A 20,624-nucleotide genomic window follows, 5' to 3' on the forward strand; every position below is an offset into this window, starting at 1 on the left:
ATCGAGAGAAACGCGGAAGCGCCTGTTAAGCAGAGACGATTCCTCGCTTTCCTTCCGAACCTTGAAAACTAAATATCTGCCACTTTTTGGGGGTGTAGCTCAGCCTGGTCTAGAGCGCCTGTTTGTCGAACAGGAAGTCGCGAGTATCTCCTTCGGATACGCTTCGCGAACAAATCTCGTCACCCTCGCCTTTAGCCTTGTGGACGAATAGAAAAGTCGCTCTGATTCTCAGTCAGAGAGAAGCGGGTGCAGCTCCCGCCAAGGCTCCCAAATGGCTGAGTACCCAAGCGGTTTAAGGGGGGAGTTTGCAAAACTCTTATTCGCGAGTTCGAATCTCGCCTCAGCCTCCAATTGTTGCAGTGTCACCTAACGGTAAGGTACTCGGCTCATAACCGAGGATATGCGGGTTCAACTCCCGCCGCTGCGACCAAATGCAGGGATGGTGTAACGGCAGCACAAGGGTCTCCAAAGCCTTTAGTCTGGGTTCAAATCCTAGTCTCTGCGTTCTACTGATTGCCCTTGCACGCAGTAGAAATTTCAAGCATGGTGCCGTAGGCAAATCTGGTAAAGCCGCATGACTTTCAATCATGTGCGTGCGGGTTCAATTCCCGTCGGCACTGCCAATTATACATAGGTCGGCTCGCCTACTAGCGTGGGCAACTGTCTGTAAAACAGCCGCTAACTGCATTGCAGGTGCAACTCCTGCCCGACCTACCAATTGTGGAGAGTAACCCGATCGGGCGATCGGCGCTGTTTGCTAAACAGATGGATGAACAATTGTGGTTCGAGTCCACTGCTCTCCGCCTTTGAGAACGTGGTGTAACTGAATGAACATATCGGTCTACGAAACCGAAGAGTGAAGGTTCAAGTCCTTCCGTTCTCGCCATTTATGGAGGGTACCGCTGAATGGACGGCAACTGGTCTTGAAAACCAGGGTAAGGCAACTTAGGGGTTCGATTCCTCTACTCTCCGCCTTGGGAAGTTGGTGAAGCTGGTGCTCATGTGCTGCTGTTGGCGTAGCCTGTCCAACGGACATAGACGGCGAGAAGACGGTTCGATTCCGTCACTTCCCATTCCCTATTAAGGGAAATCTGTATTGCCCTATAGCTCAATGGCAGAGCGATCGCTTGTTAAGCGAAGGGTTGTAGGTTCAAGTCCTACTGGGGCAGCCATTTATTGCCGGATCGACTAATGGCAGGTCGCAGCGCTCTGAACGCTGAAATGCAGGTTCAACCCCTGCTCTGGCATCCATTCTCACTTTCTAAACAAACTTCAATGCCCTGTGGTGTAATTGGCAACATCTCGCTCTTTGAAAGCGAAGACTTCAGGTTCAAAGCCTGACGGGGCAGTTGGGAGGTAAACAGTCGCCTGGGTCAAACCTCTGTAAACCTCCCATTTCTAACTCCTGTAGCCCAATGGAAGAGGCAACTGTCTTAAAAACGGTTTACGTATGAGTTCAAATCTCATCAGGAGTACCAAAAACTATCGGGATGTAATTCAGCGGTCTAGAAGCCATGCTTTGGGAGCATGGAGTCGCAGGTTCAAATCCTGTCATCCCGACCATTTACCCCTGTGATGTAATTGGCAACCATCATAAGCTTAGACCTTATGTTTGCAGGTTCGAGTCCTGTCAGGGGTACTTTGGGAATGATTTTCCCAATAAAGCGTGAGGCGTTGACATAGTGGTTGTGTACCGCACTTTTAATGCGGCAAAGGTAGGTTCAATTCCTACACGCCTCACCAAAGTTATGGGCGTTTGGCAGAACGGTTATGCATCTGATTCTTAATCAGACAGACACAGGTTCAATTCCTGTAGCGCCCACCAAATGATAATGCGGGGATGGAGCAACAGAGACTCGGTAGGTTCATACCCTACACATCGGCGAGTGCAACTCTCGCCCCCGTGACCAAATGCTGGTGTGGCTCAACGGCAGAGCAACTGATTTGTAATCAGTAGGTTGCAGGTTCAACTCCTGTCGCCAGCCCCAGAATGCGATTGTAGTGTAATGGCAGCATCTGAGTCTTCCAAACTCTAGGTCCGAGTTCGAGTCTCGGAGATCGCTCTCGTAGTCCTGTAGCTCAATGGTAGAGCAAGCGTCTTACAAGCGAGAGGTTGCAGGTTCAACTCCTGTCAGGATTACCAACTCATGGGAGTGTCGCCTAACGGATTCGGGCATCGATCTTCTAAATCGATCTGTTTAGGTTCGAGTCCTACCGCTCCTGCCAAATATCCAATCTTAGGAGTGTAGCTCAATTGAATAGAGCGCCAGGTTTCGACCCTGGATGTTGTGGGTTTGAGTCCTACCACTCCTGCCAATTACGGGACCATAGCTCAACTGGAAGAGCGATCGCCTTGCAAGCGATAGGTTAGGGGTTCGAATCCCCTTGGCTCCACTGTGACTGAAACCAAAGCGATCGAGGTGCTGGTTTGTGAATCCAGTATTAGCGGGTTCGAGTCCCGTCAGTCACCCCAAATGGAAAGTGCCGCTGTTGGCGTAGCCTCGTGCAGCGATGCGATCGGCCACTGGTCTCAAAAATCAGGTTAGGGTAGCAGCGCTTAGGAGTAACTCTTACGAAGACGCTACGCGAACGATTCCGCCACTTTCCGTATCCGCTTGATGCCAAAAAGTGAGGCGCTGTACTGATAATGCAGTAATAGGAGGGGCAGTACCTCCCAAGCGGATTATTAGGTCTTTCGCTCTAAATTTACGCCCTCCAGCTCAAAGGTCTATGATTGCCATGCTGTTGCATTGCAACGCATCTGGGTCTGTAGTTTCTTGGTTTTATGATGGGGTACGAGCAACATTGCAAGTGGATGACCCAGGCGATCGCCCTTGCCGCCGAAGCGGGTGTAGCAGGCGAGGTTCCCGTAGGTGCGTTGATTGTAGGGCCGGAGGGGAGCTGCATTGCTACCGCTGGCAACCAACGCGAACGCCAACACGACCCCACAGCCCATGCCGAAATTTTAGTATTGCAACAAGCTGCGCGGCATTTACAAAGATGGCAGCTTCAAGACTGCACTTTATATGTCACTCTAGAACCCTGCCCCATGTGTGCGGGAGCCATCGTACAGGCCCGTTTGGGAGAACTGGTCTACGGTGCCGACGATCCTAAAACGGGGGCAGTCCGGACGGTCTTAAATTTACCGGACAGTGCCGCATCTTTCCATCGATTGAAGGTTTTGGGCGGTATTCTAGAAGCGGACTGTCGGCAACAGCTTCAGAGTTGGTTTGCCCAGCGTCGCTGAGCCGATCGAGCCGGTCGATGGGCAAGTACTTGGGTTACTCGATTCGATCGTTGGATGCGGTTAAGGTATCTTCAACCCTAACTTCTCTCGTTCTAGGTATTTTTTATGTTAAGCGACCGATCCGCTTGTCGTTGTCCTTGGGTAGACCTTACAAAACCCGACTATATTGACTATCACGATCGCGAATGGGGCGTCCCGGTTCGGGAAGATCGATTGTGGTTTGAATTTCTGGTGTTGGAATCCGCTCAAGCGGGGTTGAGTTGGTATACCATTCTGCGCAAACGCGAGAACTATCGCCTCGCTTTCGACCAATTCGATCCGGTCAAGATTGCCCAGTATGACGACGAGAAAGTTCCATCTCTGCTGGCCAATCCAGGGATTATTCGGAATCGTCTCAAGGTGCTGGCCACTATCAACAATGCTCGAAAATTTCTGGAGATTCAGGAATCCTTTGGGAGTTTCGATGCCTACATTTGGCGATTTGTTGAGGGGCAGCCCATCGTCAATGCCTATCGCGAATTGGCGGATTACCCTGCGACATCCAAAGAATCCGATGTCTTGAGTAAGGATCTTCGGCAGCGCGGATTTAAGTTTCTCGGCTCCACGGTTTGCTATGCCCACATGCAGGCGACCGGAATGGTCAACGACCACGCGTTGGACTGCTACCGCAGGCAGGAAATTATTGATGCCTATTGAGAATGCTTCGGCTAGCGCAATCTTTACTATTAAGCATGCTTTCTGAGCCTGAAGTGACTTCCAATTGCAATAACAGCAAGGCCCAAGGCATGCAACCAAAATCCAGAATTAGGGTAACAAGAAATATCAACCGTCCTATGAATACCAAACGTAATCATGATCCAGAATACCAGAATCAAGTTTCAGAATAAAAACAATGAAAACAATAAAAAATGTATTCCAAGATCGAACCTTCTTAAAAAATAGATCGCAAATACAAGAGACAACAAATAAAATGCAAGGCATAGCGAATAGAAGTGAAGTTCTGACTTAAATAAGTCAATATAGCTTAGATCTAAGTCAAGATTGCTTACATTTATACCAACTGGCGCTCTACACGAAAACCAATTCAGAAAAAACGAAGGAGACAAAAATAATATTCCAAATTCTGGTAAAAATTTAATGAATTTAGTTTTAATATTTTTAGTCATTACTGGAAACTCAAAGCCTAAGCATCTATAAGAGTCAGGAATATTTTCAAAAGACTTAATATGTCTATCAGGGTAACGGCTGATGCGTCACCGCATGGCAATAATGTTTGCATCATAACCGATAGTATATGACGCCGCTCCGTGTACGTACGCTTTTTAGATATCGGATTGGCTAGAGTGAATAAACTGGTAAAAGTCTGATGATTTAGTGAATTCTTGAATGTCTTTTAGTCCATCTATAGATGAGGTCAGCATCCACCCTAGGTTTTCAAGATGGGCTAATAATCGAGGGTTTTGTTCATCTAAAAGATGAATTAACTTGTAATAATCTTGTATAGAGGTAGTATCGAGTAGCGCTAAATCTTGATGAATCAACTTATTCCGTTCTACTACAATCTCTGAGAGAGCCTGTTTCTGAATATTTAAGACAGCTGAGTCACTATAGGTAACCTTAAATGACAAAGACATCCCTGACTCAGAAGAGTCTAGTTGAGGCTTAGATTGATTATCATCAACTAGTACGGTGTTATGTAATTTCTGAACTAGTTTCCCCAATGTCTGCTTACGAAATCTCTCTTGATTGGCCTCCAACTGGTTAAGAGTTGATGTTGACAATTTATCAATCTGAGTCAATGAAAGTAGATACTTTAAAGTACCTTCAATCTTTGAAAGATTAATTATGTTTCTACCCAGCTTTCTTAGTGCTTCAGTTCGAACTAATTCAATATCTAACGGTTCATCCATGATTAATAGTATTGCTCGATTCTACATATTATGAGAACTACTGTTGTTTACAGTACAGAAAGATTGCCGCCCAACTCCGAAATAGGGATATTATCCGACCAAAACCGGGGAACTTCGAAATAACGACATTATCGAGTTAAAAGCGGAGAAATCTGGTCTGAGAACATTATAGGCACCGCTAACCATAGATTCCGGATTGAATTATTTTGGCGCATCTCGATCCAGCGGAATGCGAGTTCTATGCCTCCGAGTAGGCATAGCCTCGTCTTAATTTATTTTGTGTATCGTTAAAGTTATGGCATCCTATCGCGATATCGTTCAATACTTCCGGCGCTACTGGGTTATCTCGGCGCTGAGCATTGCCGCATCCAGCTTGTTTGAAATTCTGGATCTGCTGGTGCCCTACGGCATCGGGCAGATTCTCAACGTGCTCTCCAAACAGCCGCTCGATGCGCCGCTGCAAGTTCTGATTGGGGCGATCGCCGCTCTCTTGCGTCAGCCCATCACCCCCTCCTTTTCCCTGTGGGTTATTCTAGGCATCATTTTTGTCGTGTCTGTCGTGCGAGCACCCATCCAGCCGTGGATTGGCAGTTGGTTCCACTGGGCCATTCCCCTGCGAGCACGCCGCGATTCCACAGAACAAGTCCTGGGCAAAATCTTAACCCTGCCCCTCGCCTTTTACGACGAAAACAATCCTGGCCGCATTGCCGGACGCGTCGCACGGGGGTTGACCAACCATACCTGGTCCTATCCAGAACTGGCGGGGCAGTTTATCCCCAAACTCATGCGGGTTGCGGGGATCTTTGTCGTCATTTGGCTGCTGGAATGGCGCATTGCGATCGCCTTTCTGATCTCCTTCCTCATCATTTTGGGCTTCAGCCTGCGGGGACTGCGCTACATCATCCAGCGCGAAGCCCTGCTCGATCGCTACATGGAAAGCACCGAAAGCCGCACCTCAGAAATTATCACCAACATTAAAACCGTCAAAGCCTTTGCCACAGAAGCCGACGAACTCAAACGCCAGCGTCAGCGACTCGATCGAGAATTGACGATGGTCCTCTACCGCATCCATCGCGGGTACGTGAAACTCGGGACTTGGCAGCGAACGATGGTACAAAGCTGCGTCTTTGGGGTTCTAACGCTGACGCTGATCGCGACCCTGCGGGGAGAATTATCCCTCGGACATTTCGTAACCCTATTTACAGTCTCCAGCATGGCCTACGCCGAGCTAGAGCCATTGAGCGTCCTGTCCGAATTCTTTGCCCGACGCTACACGTCAATGCTGCGCTTCCACGAGTTCATGCAACACCCCACTGGCAGCGATGCCGTAGACCTCGACACCCTCCGCAGCCAAACCAATGCCCTCAAATTCGATGGAAAAATCGACTTTCAAAACCTGAGCTTTGGCTACGAACCCGATCGCCTCGTCCTCCAAGACATCAACCTTCTCATCGAGCCGTATCAAACCGTAGCCCTTGTAGGTCGCTCCGGGTCTGGAAAATCAACCCTGGTCAAACTGCTCTTTCGATACTTCGAACCGACGAGCGGACAGATCGCGATCGACGGAACGGACGTGCGATCGCTGGATGTCAAGCAATACCGCTCCCGACTAGCGATCGTGCATCAAGAAGTGGATGTTTTCAACGGCACCCTTCTGGACAACCTCGTCTACGGCAATCCCAACGCGAGTTTTGCCGAGGTCGAAGCCGCTTGCAAAATAGCGCGGGTGGACGAGTTTATTCGGGAGCTACCCAACGGCTACGCCACAGTCGTCGGCGAGCGCGGCGTGCGGCTCTCGGGCGGTCAGCGGCAGCGCCTGGGAATTGCCCGCGCCCTCATCGTTAACCCCGATATTCTGGTGTTTGATGAAGCAACCTCCAGTCTGGACTACGAATCCGAACGATCCATTCAAGCCGCAATGGCATCCATTTTAGGGACGCGCACGACACTGATTATCGCGCACCGTCTCAGCACCGTCAGAGATGCGGACAAAATCGTCGTGCTCGATCGAGGGCGAATTATCGAGATGGGTTCCCACGCGGAATTGTTGGAGCGAGGGGGATTTTACGCCAGACTGAACGAGCTGCAGGATTCCAGCGTGTTGCTGTCTTGATGGCCAGAAAAAATGCCGAGACCCAGATTTGAACTGGGGACACGAGGATTTTCAGTCCTCTGCTCTACCAACTGAGCTATCCCGGCGGGTTGAATTTTAGCTTCACTATGGTAACGGACTAACCGCATCTTTAGCAAGCATTTGCGATCGCGTTGGATTGCGAGCACCAAAATCGGGAGTCCATATCGGCCCCACGCCAAGGGAACCGATACGGCCAGAAGGCAACTCGTGCAGATTCTCGATGCCCGTCAAGCAGCCTAGAATGCCTTTGCCTGTTGGTGAACTTGCCGCAGTTGCCACCAAGGCACCTGCGTCTGCGAATGATGTTCGTGATGGTAGCCAAAATGATAGCAAGCGAGCAGCGACAGCAAAAAGGGTCGCGGGATTGTAGTAGAACAATGGGCGTCTGAGTACCCGAGTTCGGGCTGGCGGTGAGGGAGGTAAGTCCCAAAATAAAACAAATGCAGCGAACTCAGCACTGAAGGGTAAACCCATCCCCATGCGAGGTTGGACTCGGCAATACCCAAAAAAGAGTGGGCGAGATGAAACGTAACGACAAGCGCAAAGAAACGCTTCCAGCTCCAATAGCGCGACATAAACGTCCAGTACCAAGCCCAAAAGCCCTGCCGATCTCCCGCGTAGTAGTCAGGATCCCGATCGCTGGCTGGAAACTGGTGGTGCAACCGATGGCGATGCAGCAATTCTCGATAGGAAAACAGTCCGTAAAACCAGAGCGCGACCGTCCCAAGCGCGTCGTTGATTCCGCGATCGAGCGGAAACGCTGCACCGTGCATGGCATCGTGAGCCGTTATAAATAGCCCGGTATAGAGCAGCGTCTGCCACAATAAAATGAAGATCTTCCCGATCGGGGGGACGGACGCTAGATTCAACGAAAAGATAACGCACAGACTCCCGGCCCAAAGGCCGATCATGAGACTTGCAATAGCCGGACTCAACCAAACTTCAACGCCTCTCGTTTCAACCCCATTCTGCACTGAGAAGCCTTGCATCACAATTCGAATACCTTTATTGTTAAGCTAGTTTACATTACTTAACAATAAACGAAAAAAACTAAAAACACCTGCAAATTCTTTATTTTCAGCCTTTAGAAAGGGTCTTTGGCGGAGATCGGAATCATTAGAGAGAAGAATTAGGGAAACGACTTGAATAACGTCGAGCTGCGACTATCCGCATTAGGCCAACAGCGAGACTGGATCTGGCAGGGGTGGCAAACCCGCTATACCTATCTCAGACCAGATCGAAGCTGCAACCAGCCGCCTATTATCTTCATTCATGGATTTGGGGCGTCCTTGGGCCACTGGCGCCAGAATCTGCCCTTTTTTGCGGCCCGCCATACCGTATACGCCCTCGATTTACTGGGGTTTGGGGCTTCAGAAAAGGCAGCCGTCCCCTATAGCGTGGACCTTTGGGTGCAGCAACTCCACAGCTTTTGGCAGACCTTTATCGGACGTCCGGCTATTTTGGTCGGCAATTCGATTGGTTCGTTGGTGGCGTTGAGCGCGGCCCACGCGCACCCTGAGATGGCTCGAGGCCTTGTCATGTTGAGCCTGCCCGACCCCTCTCTCAGGGAAGACTTAATTCCCCAGTGGTGCCGCCCGGTGCTGTCTCGGATCGAGCGGGCATTTACGGCGGAGTGGATCCTCAAAGCGTTATTTCATGGCGTCCGTCGCCCGAAAATAGTGCGGCCCTGGGCAGGTCTGGCCTACGCCAGCCGAGCGGCTATTACCGACGAACTGGTGGAGATTTTGACGACGCCAGCGGGCGATCGCGGTGCTGCCCGCGCGTTTAGTCTCATTTTGCAAGCGATGGTCAATCCCCGGTTTGGGCCGCGGGTCGATGCTGTACTGCCAACATTAAAGATTCCCATGCTGCTGTTGTGGGGGCGTCAAGATCGGATGGTGCCGCCCATCTTCGCCCAAAAGTTTGCCGCCATGAACGCGCAACTCAAGCTAATCGAGTTAGACGATGCGGGTCACTGTCCCCACGATGAATGTGCAGAGATTGTGAATTTGGCGATCGCCACCTGGCTCGCACAACTAGAGGGTACGGACCCATAGCTTTTGAGTTGCTTGCCGTGTAGATTGGCGGTGCGGCGGACGAATCTGATACCCTCAAAACGAAGCACCCATTTCTTTATTTCCTTACTCACCAACAGCAATGGCTCATCGTCAGCAGCTTCTTCAGGTCAAGACCGGCGGCAAATCTCTGAGCAATATTACCCGCCAGGTTCAAGGTGCGGTTTTGAGTTCGGGCATTGATATGGGATTGTGTTCCCTATTTTTGCGCCATACGTCCGCCAGCCTCATCATTCAAGAAAATGCCGACCCCGATGTATTGGCCGATCTGGAGACCTTTTTGGCAAAACTGATTCCAGAAGGCGCGCACTACCGCCACAGTACGGAAGGCCCGGACGACATGCCCGCTCACATCCGCACGGCGCTCACCCATACCTCGGAGCAAATTCCTGTAAACGGGGGGCGTTTGGTACTGGGCACCTGGCAGGGAATTTACTTGTGGGAGCATCGGCACCACGGCTCCTTGCGCGAAGTCGTGATTCACGTTTCCGGCGAATGAATACATTGATGGGAGGATTTTGAGATGGCTCGCTTTAGTCCCTATTCTTTAGAACTTCAAATTACCCGCCTCTTTAAGGACGGCCAGTCGTTCTTTGCCGCGTCCAAAGTCGAGCAGTGGCTGATGGAACGGGGTGAAAACCCTCAGAATTACACCATTACCTTTAATAAGGAAGCGGCACCTGCTGGCTCGGAGCTTCCGTTTTTAATTAAAACCGAGCTAAAACGCAAGGATGGGCAAGCGGTGGAAGACTGGCTTGTCAAACAACTTCAGGAAAATGCCTAATAGACGGTCCTCGGTCAATCGAAGGGCTGAAAATTCAACCTTTTCGGTTTGCATTAACGCGACAGGGTGGAGATTTTAAGCACCTGGGGCGGGGTCGAATCCGGCGGGTACAAAAAGTCTAACTTTACGGTTTGAGTGCTCTTGGGATTGAGGTTTAGAGTCAAAAGCGGCTTCACTTGCTCTCCAGTCCGATGCCAGAGATGAAAGTAGCGCGTGATGGAGCGACCTTCAGCACTCGAGTATCGCAGCCTCACCGTGCCTCGAAAAAAGGGAAAAGTTGGGGAGGCGAGAAAGCGCAGCCCTTGAGGGGCCAGCCGATCGGCTTTGACGGGGGTCGTCAGGGTTAGGGCGACAGTTTGGGGCGTATCGGTTCCGTTCCGCAAGGGCAGGGCGAGGTCGTAATGAACGCAATAGTTGCCGTGGGCTTCGTAGGCGGTGTCGGGATAGCGGACGAGGAGAGGAGCTGCTTGGCTTTGACCCGTTCCAAAGCGTCCGCTTCTCAGGGTACTGATGGGATAAGCAATCGTCTGACCCGGCGATGGCAACTTCAGGACGGCTTGCCCTGGATCGGCCAGGGTTGCTTTCCAGGCGGAGCCTTTCTGTACCCCGGCCACTCGCCCGTAGATCAGATTTCCGGGGCGACCGGGTGGGGTGGGCGTTTTATCGCGGGGTCCTGCAAGGCCGCTGGTTTTGAGAAGGGTTTGCCATTCGGCGAGCGTGGGCGATCGCTCCTTCCCCTCCTGCGTTTTGGGTGCGTACATGGCCAGGTCTGCCACGTAGACGGGGCCGCTGCTGCTGAGCCGGATAAAGGTAGAGCGGCCATTGAGGTTCCGGTCTAGCCCTTTGACGGGAATGGGATGGTTGAGGAGAAGGCGATCGCCGCCAGCCGGAATCGAAACCGCAGCCGGAAAATCAGGTTGCCGCTGCCCCCGCAAGACCGTATCGACCGCTCGGATACCGGGACCCGAATGAATGGCACCCGTCGGGTTTTCTAGCATTTGGGGCTTGTTGGCAAAGGGCGCATCTGGATTCAGCAAATAGCTGGCCACTGCCGGAATAGAGAGGGTGACGGGACTGCGGCCCGGATTGCGAACCAGAATCCCCAAGTAAAGGGTGCGGAGGTCTTTGGGGTTGAGAGAAAAGTGATGGGTGAAGAGGGTAAAAGGCCCGTTGAAGGCGTAGTTGAGATGAGCGGTCGGGACGGTTTTCCCTTGGGGCGGAAAGGTAGACAGCAATATCCCTGGGACTTTAACCCATTCGGGACTGTTGCTATTAAACATAGGCACGTCGTCCAAGCGACCGGGCAGGGGCCTGACTTCAGCGGGTTCAAAGCGGTCTGAGGAAGGACTAACTTAGTCTGTCCATGATTAGAGCCATGCGTTTTTGGCCTGACTTCAGCGGGTTCAAAGCGGTCTGAGGAAGGGGCCGTTACGACGGATTGCGCGCAGCCTGCGGACATAGGAAGGGTACAAAAGGCGATCGCAACGCCCGAACAGTAACCCAAAGCTCGGTCAAACAACTTCAGCATCAAATCTTAAGGAAACCTGTAGAACTTAACAATCCGCAATAAAGGCAGTAGTATTGAATCAGGCAAGAGTCACACAACTCAACCCTACCTATTATTTCTCAATTCTTTAACGCACTCATAAAACCATGACAACCGTACTGCAAAGACGCGAAAGCGCCAGCGCATGGGAAAAGTTCTGTAGCTGGATCACCAGCACCGACAACCGACTCTACATCGGTTGGTTCGGCGTCTTGATGATTCCTACCCTTGCCGCTGCTACCATCTGCTTCATCATTGCCTTCATCGCTGCCCCTCCTGTGGACATCGACGGCATCCGCGAACCCGTAGCGGGTTCCTTGATGTACGGCAACAACATCATCTCCGGTGCTGTTGTGCCTTCTTCTAATGCGATTGGTCTTCACTTCTACCCCATCTGGGGAGCTGCTTCCTTGGATGAGTGGCTCTACAACGGCGGTCCTTACCAGTTGGTCGTCTTCCACTTCCTCTTAGGGTGTGCTTGCTACCTGGGTCGTCAGTGGGAACTGTCTTACCGTCTGGGCATGCGGCCTTGGATCTGCGTTGCTTACGCCGCTCCTTTGTCTGCTGCGACTGCTGTGTTCTTGATCTACCCGATCGGTCAAGGGTCTTTCTCCGATGGCATGCCCCTCGGAATCTCGGGGACCTTCAACTTCATGTTCGTGTTCCAAGCCGAGCACAACATCCTGATGCACCCTTTCCACATGTTGGGTGTGGCGGGTGTCTTCGGCGGTAGCTTGTTCTCTGCGATGCACGGTTCTCTCGTTACCTCTACCCTGGTTCGCGAGACGACTGAAGTGGAATCTGCCAACTACGGTTACAAGTTCGGCCAAGAGGAAGAGACCTACAATATCGTTGCAGCCCACGGCTACTTCGGTCGCTTGATCTTCCAATATGCTTCGTTCAACAACAGCCGAAGCTTGCACTTCTTGCTTGCGGCATGGCCTGTTGTGGGCATCTGGTTCACGAGCTTGGGTATCAGCACGATGGCGTTCAATTTGAACGGGTTCAATTTCAACCACTCCATCGTGGACAGCCAGGGCAATGTGATCAATACTTGGGCCGATGTGTTGAACCGCGCCAATTTGGGATTTGAAGTGATGCACGAGCGCAATGCTCACAACTTCCCTCTCGATTTGGCTGCTGGTGAGTCTGCTCCTGTGGCGATGTCTGCTCCTGCTATCAACGGTTAATTCTTTCCCAACTGGGTTGAATACCTAACATAAAAGAATGAAGCGAAGCCCCTCAATGAGGGGCTTCGCTTTTGGAAACATGGGCGGCAATCCCTTACCGCGATAGGATAAGCACTATGACAGAATCTTTCGGTCCGCTAGAAAGGTTCGTCTCTATCCGTTCAGATCGGTTTTGTAATTAATTGATGGATCGCCGTTCTTTTCTGCTCAGCCTGGGGACTATTGCGCTCAGCCAGGGGTTAATGGGGTGTCGCCGAAATTCCGTATCGCTACAGGTGAGTCTTTTAGCGCGGAGTTTACCCTCTCAACTCATTTCCAAGTTTGGCGCTAACGTTAAAGAGTCCGCAGATCTAAAACTCTTGTTAGCATCCAGCCCTGGAGAACTCTTCGCTAACCTCCAGCAAAGTGCAGATCCCAACGCAGCAAAGTCTGCCAGACAGCCCAGTTTTTTCCAGTCCATCGTCGGCGGGATTGCCAACAGTATTTTAGGATCTCCCGCCAAGCCCTACCCCCTCAGCAGCTTGGGCGACTACTGGCTGCAAGCAGCGATCGCCCAAGATCTCATCCGTCCGTGGGCTGCCGACCGGATACCGGGCTGGAATACCCTAGACCCGCAATGGCAGCGGATGGTCAAGCGCGATCGCCAAGGACAGCTTGCGGCAACCGGCCAGATCTGGGGGGCACCCTACCGATGGGGAGCAACCGTGATTGCCTATCGCAAAGATAAATTCCGCGCCCTAGGCTGGACGCCAACGGATTGGGCCGATCTATGGCGACCGGAACTCAAAACCAAAATCAGCCTCCTCGATAACCCTCGAGAAACCATTGGGTTGACCCTCAAAAAGCTTAATTCCTCCTACAACACCCAAAATCTAGAAGCCATCCCAAACCTTGCCTTAGAGCTAAAAGCACTGGATCGGCAGGCAAAATTCTATAGCTCCAGCCATTACCTCCAGCCCCTGATGCTGGAAGACACCTGGGCTGCTGTAGGATGGTCGACCGATGTTTTACCGGCCCTCAACGACGACGCCGAACTCGGGTTTGCGATTCCGCAGTCGGGCACGTCCCTGTGGAGCGATATCTGGGTCTTGCCCAAAACAGCCTCCGCCGAAGAAAAGTTGTTTCAACAGTGGGCCGAATTCTGGTGGCAGCCTGAGATTGCCAAAGCCATTGCTCAATTTACCGATGCCGTTTCCCCCGTCCGCTCGGACAGCATCCCAACTTCCCCAACTGCACCGTTTCTAGAACGCCAAGGTTGGTTCCAAAACAGCGAGCTGCTAGAACCGATCGCCGAAACCACCGTCAAACAGTATCAATCCCTGTGGCAGCAAATGCGGACTTAGACCGAGCGAACAGGCAATCGCAACCGTGACGCTAGAAAAATTCCGAGCCATAGACTGGACTGATCCAAACATTGCAGGGTGCTTTGACGGATTTTGCCAGTCTGGCTAACTGCTGCTTCGAAGGATGTATGGGTGCGGGCTTGGTTTGCGCTGGAAAGTCGCAAGTGTAGGAGCCCAAAAGATAGTTTTGTCGATCTAAAACCAGAAGGTGATAGCCTGCGGCACTCGTCGTCGACCCAAACCGCCGCAAAAAAGCATAGCGCTCCAAGTAACTATAGCGACTCCACAGATCGGGACGGATAATTGCCCGCACTTGGCTGCTGAGGTCATTGGGACGGCGATAGGCAGACCAATCTAGCACCATCTTGTCGCCAAACTGTCGATCGGCCCACCACAGGCCCGGAACGGTCAGTTTTTGGGCGGAAGGTTTGTCGTCATCCACCTGGGGCCTTTGCAAAGGAGTTTGCAATAGCGCTTCCACTCGCGCGGGGGCCTTTAGCCCAAAATCCGACGGCAGCCCGCGTGCAGGAGCAATACCCAGTCCAAGACCAACGCCTACGCTTAGAATGCTAAGGCGGAGAAGCCTGTACTTGGCAATGCGAGGGGACAGAAATTGAAACATAGACCCCCCTCTCTTCCTTTAAGATCGAGCGAGCTAGATAGATTTGACGGACGGTTGAGGGCGAAGGTTGCAGATAACTTGCCACTGCTCGGGCGTAACGGGCTGCACCGAAAGCCGACATCCCTTTTGCAAAAGCATCATATCTTTTAATTCTAGCGATCGCAGCTTTAGTTCGTCCAACGCGATCGGCGGGTCAAAGGCAGACTCGAACTGCACGTCCACCATCAGCCAACGGGGAGCATCTGGGCTACTTTTAGAATCGTAGTAGGGACTAGCAGGGTCGAAGGCAAAGCTATCCGGGTAGGCTTCGCGGGCAATTCTGGCAATACCCATGATGGCCTGAGGTTTGACATTGCTGTGGTAAAAAAATACGCGATCGCCCAGTTTCATATCGTCGCGCATGAAGTTCCGGGCTTGGTAGTTCCGCACTCCCTCCCAGGGCGTAGTTTGGTGGGGCATTGCCTGGAGATCGTCCCAAGAAAATACATTGGGTTCGGTTTTCATGAGCCAGTATTTCATCGGAGCAGGCACATCCTAAAAATCGGCACTTAAGGGCGCGCGCGGAAACGGAATAACATCGCGGATGTTGGCCATTCCAGTCACAAACTGCACCAGCCGTTCGAATCCTAACCCAAATCCAGCGTGGGGCACAGTGCCGTAGCGTCGTAAGTCGAGATACCAACTATAGTCTTCGTGGCTGAGGTTCATGGCGGTCATGCGCCGCTCCAATACGTCCAAGCGTTCTTCCCGTTGGGACCCGCCAATAATTTCGCCGATGTTGGGAGCCAAAATATCCATTGCGGCCACGGTGCGCTCGTCTTCGTTGAGGCGCATGTAAAACGCCTTGATTCCGACGGGATAGTCGGTGACGATGACGGGGCGCTTAAAGAGTTCTTCAGCGAGGTAGCGCTCGTGCTCTGACTGAAGGTCTAGCCCCCACTCGACGGGGTACTCGAAGGTACGGGGTGCCTTTTCCAGTTGGGCGATCGCCTCCGTGTAGGTAATCCGCGCGAATTCCGAGTGGATGATGGTTTCGGCAGTGGCGATCGCCGTCGGATTGATGCGCTCGTTAAAAAATGCCATATCTTCAGGGCATTGCGCTAGCACCGCCTTAAAAATATGCTTCAAAAACGCCTCGGCGAGATCCATATCGCCTTCGAGATCGCAAAAAGCCATCTCTGGCTCCACCATCCAAAACTCGGCAAGGTGGCGGGAGGTGTTGGAGTTTTCAGCCCGAAAGGTGGGACCGAAGGTATAGACATTGCTGAAGGCCATGGCCATGATTTCTGCTTCGAGCTGGCCGCTCACGGTCAAGTAGGTGGGTTTTCCAAAAAAGTCTCGGCTAAAATCCACGCTTTGGTCGGCGGCTTTGGGAACCTGGCCTAGATTAAAACTGGTGACTGCAAACTGTTCTCCAGCTCCCTCGCAATCTCCCGTGGTAATGATGGGCGTGTGCGCCCACAAAAATCCCCTGGATTGGAAGAAATCGTGAATGGCTGCCGAGCAAGCATTGCGAACGCGGAAGACGGCGCCTAGGGTGTTGGTCCGCGATCGCAAGTGGGCAATGGTCCGCAAAAATTCAAACGAGTGGCGTTTTTTTTGGAGCGGGTAAGTTTCAGGATCCGCAGAACCCCAAACTTTCACGGACTGAGCTTTGAGTTCTACCCGCTGATTTTTGCCTTGGGAGGCCACCAGCACCCCCTCTACCGTAACGGACGCGCCCGTGGAGAGCGATCGCAGCAATTCCTCATACCCCGGCAAAATCGACTCCAATACTACCTGCAATCCTTGCAGCGAAGACCCATCGTTCACCTCAAGAAAAGCAAAATCCTTGAGTTCCCGCTTGGTTCGGACCCAGCCGCACAGCGTCGTTACTTCTCCAGGCTCTCCGTGGCGCAAAAGGTCAATGATTCGTCGGCTCGTCATGAATAATATAAGGCTGGATAGGGTAAAGCTATCTCTAGTCTAATGCGCTGGGACCCATCAGCACGCCAACCCTACCGATCCATCGCGCGATCGATTTGGGTCGAGAAACGCAAATCGCAAATAGGCAGCTAGTAGGATACCCATTTTTGAATTTAAAATTAACTGCCTATTTAACACGCAAAAGAAAAATTTATTAGCTTACCTTCTCAGCGAACCTTTCCATCCGAAGTTCAGGCAGAGAGACATTGCCATAGCTCGGTTCTCGACTGGGTGTCGATCGATTTGCAACTGATTTTTTCATACAAACGCGCTGCAAAAAAAGTCTTTTTAACTTTGACTTTGTAGGTTGCAATAGGTTAGCATTGCCAAATTTGAGATCGGTATGCCAGATTGGTGGCGATCGAAACATCTTTGCATGGATGTGCGTCTCTAGACTCTACGCCTGCTACTGGTCAACTCTAGTTAAATCCTGGTTTGGGTAAAAATAATGACTCGTCCTGCTCAATCGCTAGCCTTGATTGCCTTAACGACCTTTGTTTCTACAACGGCCCTTACCGCAGAACCATCATCTAGCCAGCAGACCTCATCTCCTGCCGTCCCTTCTCAGGCCAAAAGTTCTTCTGCCGAAACCCTATCTACCGTCAATCGAGCCGATTACGTACTCGGACCTGGCGATCAGATCAAACTCGATATGTACGGCCAGAACGAACTCTTTGCAACACCCTACAGCGTCTTAGTAGACGGAAGCCTCACCCTTCCCTTTGTCGGACGCGTTTTTGTGGGAGGCAAAACAATCCGCGATGCCGAAGCAGATATCTCGGCACAGTACAAAAAATACTTTAAGCGGCCTTACCTCACCCTGGTTTTAGTCAAGCCTCGCCAGCTGACCTTAGCCGTCTCAGGCGAAGTGGTGAAACCCGGCACTTACCCCTTTGTGGGCACGGAACAAATTCCGACCGTCTCTCAGCTTCTCAAACTTTCGGGCGGTGTTACCCCTTCAGCCAACCTCCGCACCATTCAAGTGCGGAGATCGAACTTCGATCGTCCCAACCAATACGACACCATTAGCATCAACCTCATGCGGCTGATTCAAGAGGGCGACATCAGCCAAGACATTCGCCTCAGAGATGGAGACATCGTCGTCGTCCAGGCTTCGGAAAAACCCTCCATTGAAGATTTTGCGGCAGCAGTCAACTCTAGCTTTGCAGCCGATAACACCCAGCCTCTCAACATTGCCGTCGTCGGGCAGGTATTCCGACCGGGTCCTTACACTGTTCAAGCCAGCAACACTGCCATTGGAGCTGCCGGAACCCAGGGGACCGTGACCAGCGGTTCCAATACGAGAAACTTACCCACCGTATCTCAGGCCATTCAGTTGGCAGGTGGTATTCGGCCTGAAGCCGACGTGCGCAAGATCCAAGTGCGCCGCCTATCCCGGATGGGCAACGAGCAACTTTTATCGGTAGATCTGTGGAATCTTTTGGTAAAGGGGGATATCCGCCAAGATATCCCGCTGCAGCAAGGGGATACGGTTGTGGTTTCCAAAGCGACAGTCCCCTTAACCGCAGAAGAACAGCAGTTCCTGTCAGACGCGACGCTATCGCCTGCAACGATCGATGTCAACGTCGTGGGAGAAGTGCCCCGCCCCGGCACGGTTAAGATTAAGCCCAATACGCCGCTCAATACGGCGGTTCTATCCGCTGGTGGCTTCGACAATCGGCGGGCCAATAAGAATAGCGTCAAGCTCGTGCGGCTCAACCCCGACGGCACGGTGACCGAGCGCAAGATCAAGATCTCGTTTAATGCCCCCGTTAACGAAGAAACCAATCCAGCTTTGCGCAACAATGACGTTGTGATCGTGGGTCGGTCCGGGCTAGCAAGCTTCGGTGATGCGTTTGGGGCCATTACCTCGCCGCTCGGCTCCTTCGGGATCTTCCGCACTTTGTTTGGCGGGTTTTAGATTCCGCCAATTCGGGGCTTTTAATGCAACGCTGAAGGTGGGCTGGACGAGTTCTAGCCCTTTTTTTGGCGTGGAGGTGCGGCCCGTTCTGGGTTCGGACGTGCTTTATCTGAGAATTTTAAGGATGCCTAGTTGGATTCTTTACACGCGACCATTAGACTAACGACAGGGCTTTGCAGTCTACCGATAGAAGTAGCAGCAGCAACTTTAGGCCCATTGAATACAGAAAAAGGTAATTAGGTCATATGCGAATTCTGTTTGTCGCGGCAGAAGCCTCTCCCATTGCTAAAGTCGGAGGGATGGGAGATGTAGTGGGGGCGCTTCCTAAGTTTCTGCGCCGTATGGGGCACGATGTCCGCATATTTTTGCCTTATTACGGTTTTCTCCAAGACAAAATGGAAGTCCCGAAGGATCCCGTCTGGTGGGGCTATGCCATGTTTCATCACTTTGCCGTGTACGAAACCGTTTTGCCTGGAACCGACGTGCCGCTCTATCTGATGGGACACCCTGCCTTTGCTCCCCGGCGAATTTATTTCGGAGACGACGAAGACTGGCGGTTCACGTTTTTTTCAAATGGGGCAGCGGAGTTTTGTTGGAATTACTGGAAACCTCAGATCCTTCACTGCCATGACTGGCACACGGGAATGCTGCCAGTTTGGATGCATCAGTCTCCCGATATCAGCACCGTTTTTACAATCCACAATTTGGCGTACCAGGGACCTTGGCGGTGGCGACTGGATCAAATTACCTGGTGCCCTTGGTACATGCAAGGCCACAACCTAATGGCAGCGGCAGTGCAGTATGCCGATCGGGTCAATACGGTCTCGCCGACCTACGCGGAGCAGATCAAAACGCCGGAGTATGGCGAAACCTTGGAGGGTCTGCTGTCATTTATTAGCGATCGCTCTTCAGGCATCCTGAACGGCATCGATACGGAGGTCTACGACCCAGCGACGGACAAGTATTTAACGAAAACCTATACCGCCGAGACCCTGGATAACCGCAAGGCCAATAAGATTGCACTTCAAGAGGAATTGGGACTTGAGGTTAATTCCAAAGCCTTTTTGATTGGGATGGTGTCGCGATTGGTCGAGCAGAAAGGCTTAGATCTGATCCTGCAAATGATGGATCGGTTTTTGTCCTATACGGATTCGCAGTTCGTCATTTTGGGAACGGGCGATCGCTACTACGAAACCCAACTGTGGCAGTTGGCCTCTCGTTTTCCAGGGCGGGTTTCCACCCAGCTTTTGTATAGCGAATCTTTGTCTCGCCGGGTGTATGGCGGATCGGACGCGTTTCTGATGCCCAGCCGCTTCGAGCCCTGCGGCATCAGCCAGATGATCGCGCTGCGCTATGGGTGCGTTCCCGTGGTGCGCCGGACGGGCGGGCTCGTGGATACGGTCGTGCATCACATTCCCAGCGAAGGGACGGGAACGGGCTACTGCTTCGATCGCTACGAACCCCTGGACTTATTTACCTGTCTGGTCAGAGCCTGGGAAGGATTCCAGTACCGCGATCCGTGGCGCGCGCTCCAGCAGCGAGGGATGCAGCAAGATTTTAGCTGGATTAAGTCAGCCCTGGCCTATAACCAGATGTATAACGAGATTTTAGGGCTTCCCGCCGATACCTTGCCCGCTCACAATGTCTTAGCAGAGCCCTCTAAACCATGACTGGGTAGACAGACAAAAAAGCCGCTATCATAAAATTGCGAACGTTCGGCAATGTTTTTGGTTGAGAATATCTGGGTCATTTTGCATCCTGCTTTAGCAGGGCATAACTGTTATCCTCACCCCTCACGACAGGACGCTAAAACAGCAAATTCAAGCCTTCCATTCTGGGTGGTTTAGAGGTTTAATAAACTTAGTTTGCTGCGGCTTAACTTGCCCT

16 protein-coding genes and 25 tRNA genes are annotated in these 20,624 nt (G+C 51.9%); 34 read left to right on the top strand and 7 right to left on the bottom strand.

The features are described from left to right. The first annotated feature begins 88 nt into the window (after positions 1 to 88). The 26 genes from R6H26_RS24490 (at position 89) to R6H26_RS24615 (ending at position 3,943) form a co-directional block, all read left to right on the top strand. Positions 89 to 188 (top strand) — tRNA-Asp (locus tag R6H26_RS24490). 85 nt (positions 189 to 273) lie between these two features. Beyond that, positions 274 to 350 (top strand) — tRNA-Cys (locus R6H26_RS24495). Positions 351 to 355: 5 nt separating this feature from the next. Next, positions 356 to 430: transfer RNA gene (locus R6H26_RS24500), tRNA-Ile, on the top strand. A gap of 3 nt (positions 431 to 433) precedes the next feature. Beyond that, positions 434 to 504 (top strand) — tRNA-Trp (locus tag R6H26_RS24505). A 41-nt stretch (positions 505 to 545) separates the two neighbouring features. Next, positions 546 to 623, top strand: a tRNA-Glu gene (locus R6H26_RS24510). 9 nt (positions 624 to 632) lie between these two features. Beyond that, positions 633 to 717 (top strand) — tRNA-Tyr (locus R6H26_RS24515). Positions 718 to 808: 91 nt separating this feature from the next. Next, positions 809 to 886, top strand: a tRNA-Arg gene (locus tag R6H26_RS24520). Positions 887 to 891: 5 nt separating this feature from the next. After that, a tRNA-OTHER gene (locus R6H26_RS24525) sits at positions 892 to 972 on the top strand. 4 nt (positions 973 to 976) lie between these two features. Continuing rightward, a tRNA-OTHER gene (locus tag R6H26_RS24530) sits at positions 977 to 1,073 on the top strand. A gap of 24 nt (positions 1,074 to 1,097) precedes the next feature. Beyond that, a tRNA-Asn gene (locus tag R6H26_RS24535) sits at positions 1,098 to 1,172 on the top strand. Between the two features lie 5 nt (positions 1,173 to 1,177). Beyond that, positions 1,178 to 1,251 (top strand) — tRNA-Gln (locus R6H26_RS24540). A gap of 25 nt (positions 1,252 to 1,276) precedes the next feature. Further along, positions 1,277 to 1,349: transfer RNA gene (locus R6H26_RS24545), tRNA-Gln, on the top strand. Positions 1,350 to 1,401: 52 nt separating this feature from the next. Next, a tRNA-Leu gene (locus tag R6H26_RS24550) sits at positions 1,402 to 1,478 on the top strand. 8 nt (positions 1,479 to 1,486) lie between these two features. Beyond that, a tRNA-Pro gene (locus R6H26_RS24555) sits at positions 1,487 to 1,563 on the top strand. 3 nt (positions 1,564 to 1,566) lie between these two features. Beyond that, positions 1,567 to 1,639 (top strand) — tRNA-Leu (locus tag R6H26_RS24560). A 29-nt stretch (positions 1,640 to 1,668) separates the two neighbouring features. Further along, a tRNA-Lys gene (locus tag R6H26_RS24565) sits at positions 1,669 to 1,743 on the top strand. A gap of 7 nt (positions 1,744 to 1,750) precedes the next feature. Then, positions 1,751 to 1,825 (top strand) — tRNA-Lys (locus tag R6H26_RS24570). An 8-nt stretch (positions 1,826 to 1,833) separates the two neighbouring features. Further along, positions 1,834 to 1,910 (top strand) — tRNA-Met (locus tag R6H26_RS24575). 3 nt (positions 1,911 to 1,913) lie between these two features. Beyond that, a tRNA-Thr gene (locus tag R6H26_RS24580) sits at positions 1,914 to 1,988 on the top strand. 4 nt (positions 1,989 to 1,992) lie between these two features. Continuing rightward, positions 1,993 to 2,063 (top strand) — tRNA-Gly (locus R6H26_RS24585). Positions 2,064 to 2,149: 86 nt separating this feature from the next. Beyond that, positions 2,150 to 2,226 (top strand) — tRNA-Arg (locus R6H26_RS24590). Between the two features lie 13 nt (positions 2,227 to 2,239). Continuing rightward, positions 2,240 to 2,316, top strand: a tRNA-Arg gene (locus R6H26_RS24595). 5 nt (positions 2,317 to 2,321) lie between these two features. Continuing rightward, positions 2,322 to 2,394: transfer RNA gene (locus R6H26_RS24600), tRNA-Ala, on the top strand. A 2-nt stretch (positions 2,395 to 2,396) separates the two neighbouring features. Then, positions 2,397 to 2,473 (top strand) — tRNA-His (locus R6H26_RS24605). A gap of 312 nt (positions 2,474 to 2,785) precedes the next feature. Then, positions 2,786 to 3,247 (top strand): nucleoside deaminase, encoded by a 462-nt coding sequence (locus R6H26_RS24610; protein WP_404786313.1) that lies wholly within the window; start codon positions 2,786 to 2,788, stop codon positions 3,245 to 3,247. Between the two features lie 105 nt (positions 3,248 to 3,352). Continuing rightward, on the top strand, positions 3,353 to 3,943 hold the full coding sequence (locus tag R6H26_RS24615; RefSeq protein WP_404786315.1) for a DNA-3-methyladenine glycosylase I: 591 nt from the start codon (positions 3,353 to 3,355) through the stop codon (positions 3,941 to 3,943). 626 nt (positions 3,944 to 4,569) lie between these two features. On the opposite strand, the gene R6H26_RS24620 is transcribed toward R6H26_RS24615, so the two are convergent. Further along, on the bottom strand, positions 4,570 to 5,157 hold the full coding sequence (locus R6H26_RS24620; RefSeq protein WP_404786316.1) for a hypothetical protein: 588 nt from the start codon (positions 5,155 to 5,157) through the stop codon (positions 4,570 to 4,572). A 295-nt stretch (positions 5,158 to 5,452) separates the two neighbouring features. On the opposite strand from R6H26_RS24620, the gene R6H26_RS24625 reads away from it, so the two are divergent. Beyond that, complete coding sequence (locus tag R6H26_RS24625) at positions 5,453 to 7,270, top strand: ABC transporter ATP-binding protein (protein WP_404786317.1); 1,818 nt, start codon at positions 5,453 to 5,455, stop codon at positions 7,268 to 7,270. A 13-nt stretch (positions 7,271 to 7,283) separates the two neighbouring features. Here R6H26_RS24625 and R6H26_RS24630 read toward each other — a convergent pair. Beyond that, a tRNA-Phe gene (locus tag R6H26_RS24630) sits at positions 7,284 to 7,356 on the bottom strand. A 171-nt stretch (positions 7,357 to 7,527) separates the two neighbouring features. Beyond that, a complete protein-coding gene (locus tag R6H26_RS24635; RefSeq protein WP_404791439.1) occupies positions 7,528 to 8,280 on the bottom strand; it encodes a fatty acid desaturase in 753 nt (250 codons plus the stop codon). Positions 8,281 to 8,433: 153 nt separating this feature from the next. On the opposite strand from R6H26_RS24635, the gene R6H26_RS24640 reads away from it, so the two are divergent. The 3 genes from R6H26_RS24640 (at position 8,434) to R6H26_RS24650 (ending at position 10,150) form a co-directional block, all read left to right on the top strand. Next, on the top strand, positions 8,434 to 9,348 hold the full coding sequence (locus tag R6H26_RS24640; protein WP_404786319.1) for an alpha/beta fold hydrolase: 915 nt from the start codon (positions 8,434 to 8,436) through the stop codon (positions 9,346 to 9,348). 100 nt (positions 9,349 to 9,448) lie between these two features. Then, the gene (locus R6H26_RS24645) at positions 9,449 to 9,865 is read left to right on the top strand and encodes a secondary thiamine-phosphate synthase enzyme YjbQ (RefSeq protein WP_404786320.1); all 417 of its coding nucleotides are present in this window, start codon (positions 9,449 to 9,451) and stop codon (positions 9,863 to 9,865) included. A gap of 24 nt (positions 9,866 to 9,889) precedes the next feature. After that, the gene (locus tag R6H26_RS24650; RefSeq protein WP_404786322.1) at positions 9,890 to 10,150 is read left to right on the top strand and encodes a hypothetical protein; all 261 of its coding nucleotides are present in this window, start codon (positions 9,890 to 9,892) and stop codon (positions 10,148 to 10,150) included. Positions 10,151 to 10,203: 53 nt separating this feature from the next. On the opposite strand, the gene R6H26_RS24655 is transcribed toward R6H26_RS24650, so the two are convergent. Continuing rightward, entirely contained in the window at positions 10,204 to 11,457 is a 1,254-nt protein-coding gene (locus R6H26_RS24655; RefSeq protein WP_404791441.1) for a DUF3370 domain-containing protein, read from the bottom strand. A gap of 346 nt (positions 11,458 to 11,803) precedes the next feature. On the opposite strand from R6H26_RS24655, the gene psbA reads away from it, so the two are divergent. Both psbA and R6H26_RS24665 read left to right on the top strand, forming a co-directional pair. Next, entirely contained in the window at positions 11,804 to 12,886 is a 1,083-nt protein-coding gene (gene psbA / locus R6H26_RS24660; protein ID WP_404786324.1) for a photosystem II q(b) protein, read from the top strand. Between the two features lie 185 nt (positions 12,887 to 13,071). After that, entirely contained in the window at positions 13,072 to 14,229 is a 1,158-nt protein-coding gene (locus R6H26_RS24665; RefSeq protein ID WP_404786326.1) for an extracellular solute-binding protein, read from the top strand. 31 nt (positions 14,230 to 14,260) lie between these two features. On the opposite strand, the gene R6H26_RS24670 is transcribed toward R6H26_RS24665, so the two are convergent. From R6H26_RS24670 to asnS, 3 genes are read right to left on the bottom strand one after another with little or no spacing between them, the layout of a single operon-like run. Then, a complete protein-coding gene (locus R6H26_RS24670; RefSeq protein WP_404786328.1) occupies positions 14,261 to 14,851 on the bottom strand; it encodes a hypothetical protein in 591 nt (196 codons plus the stop codon). A 33-nt stretch (positions 14,852 to 14,884) separates the two neighbouring features. Then, positions 14,885 to 15,355 (bottom strand): EVE domain-containing protein, encoded by a 471-nt coding sequence (locus R6H26_RS24675; RefSeq protein WP_404786330.1) that lies wholly within the window; start codon positions 15,353 to 15,355, stop codon positions 14,885 to 14,887. Positions 15,356 to 15,385: 30 nt separating this feature from the next. Continuing rightward, complete coding sequence (gene asnS, locus R6H26_RS24680) at positions 15,386 to 16,777, bottom strand: asparagine--tRNA ligase (RefSeq protein ID WP_404786331.1); 1,392 nt, start codon at positions 16,775 to 16,777, stop codon at positions 15,386 to 15,388. Positions 16,778 to 17,264: 487 nt separating this feature from the next. Here asnS and R6H26_RS24685 point away from each other — a divergent pair, with 487 nt between their 5' ends. Then, positions 17,265 to 18,737, top strand: a complete 1,473-nt coding sequence (locus tag R6H26_RS24685; protein ID WP_404786332.1) for an SLBB domain-containing protein — start codon at positions 17,265 to 17,267, stop codon at positions 18,735 to 18,737. Positions 18,738 to 18,982: 245 nt separating this feature from the next. Beyond that, complete coding sequence (glgA, locus tag R6H26_RS24690; RefSeq protein ID WP_404786333.1) at positions 18,983 to 20,407, top strand: glycogen synthase GlgA; 1,425 nt, start codon at positions 18,983 to 18,985, stop codon at positions 20,405 to 20,407. Positions 20,408 to 20,624: the final 217 nt, after the last annotated feature.

The organism is Altericista sp. CCNU0014 (assembly GCF_044923475.1).
Lineage (GTDB): Bacteria > Cyanobacteriota > Cyanobacteriia > Thermosynechococcales > Thermosynechococcaceae > JAAURS01.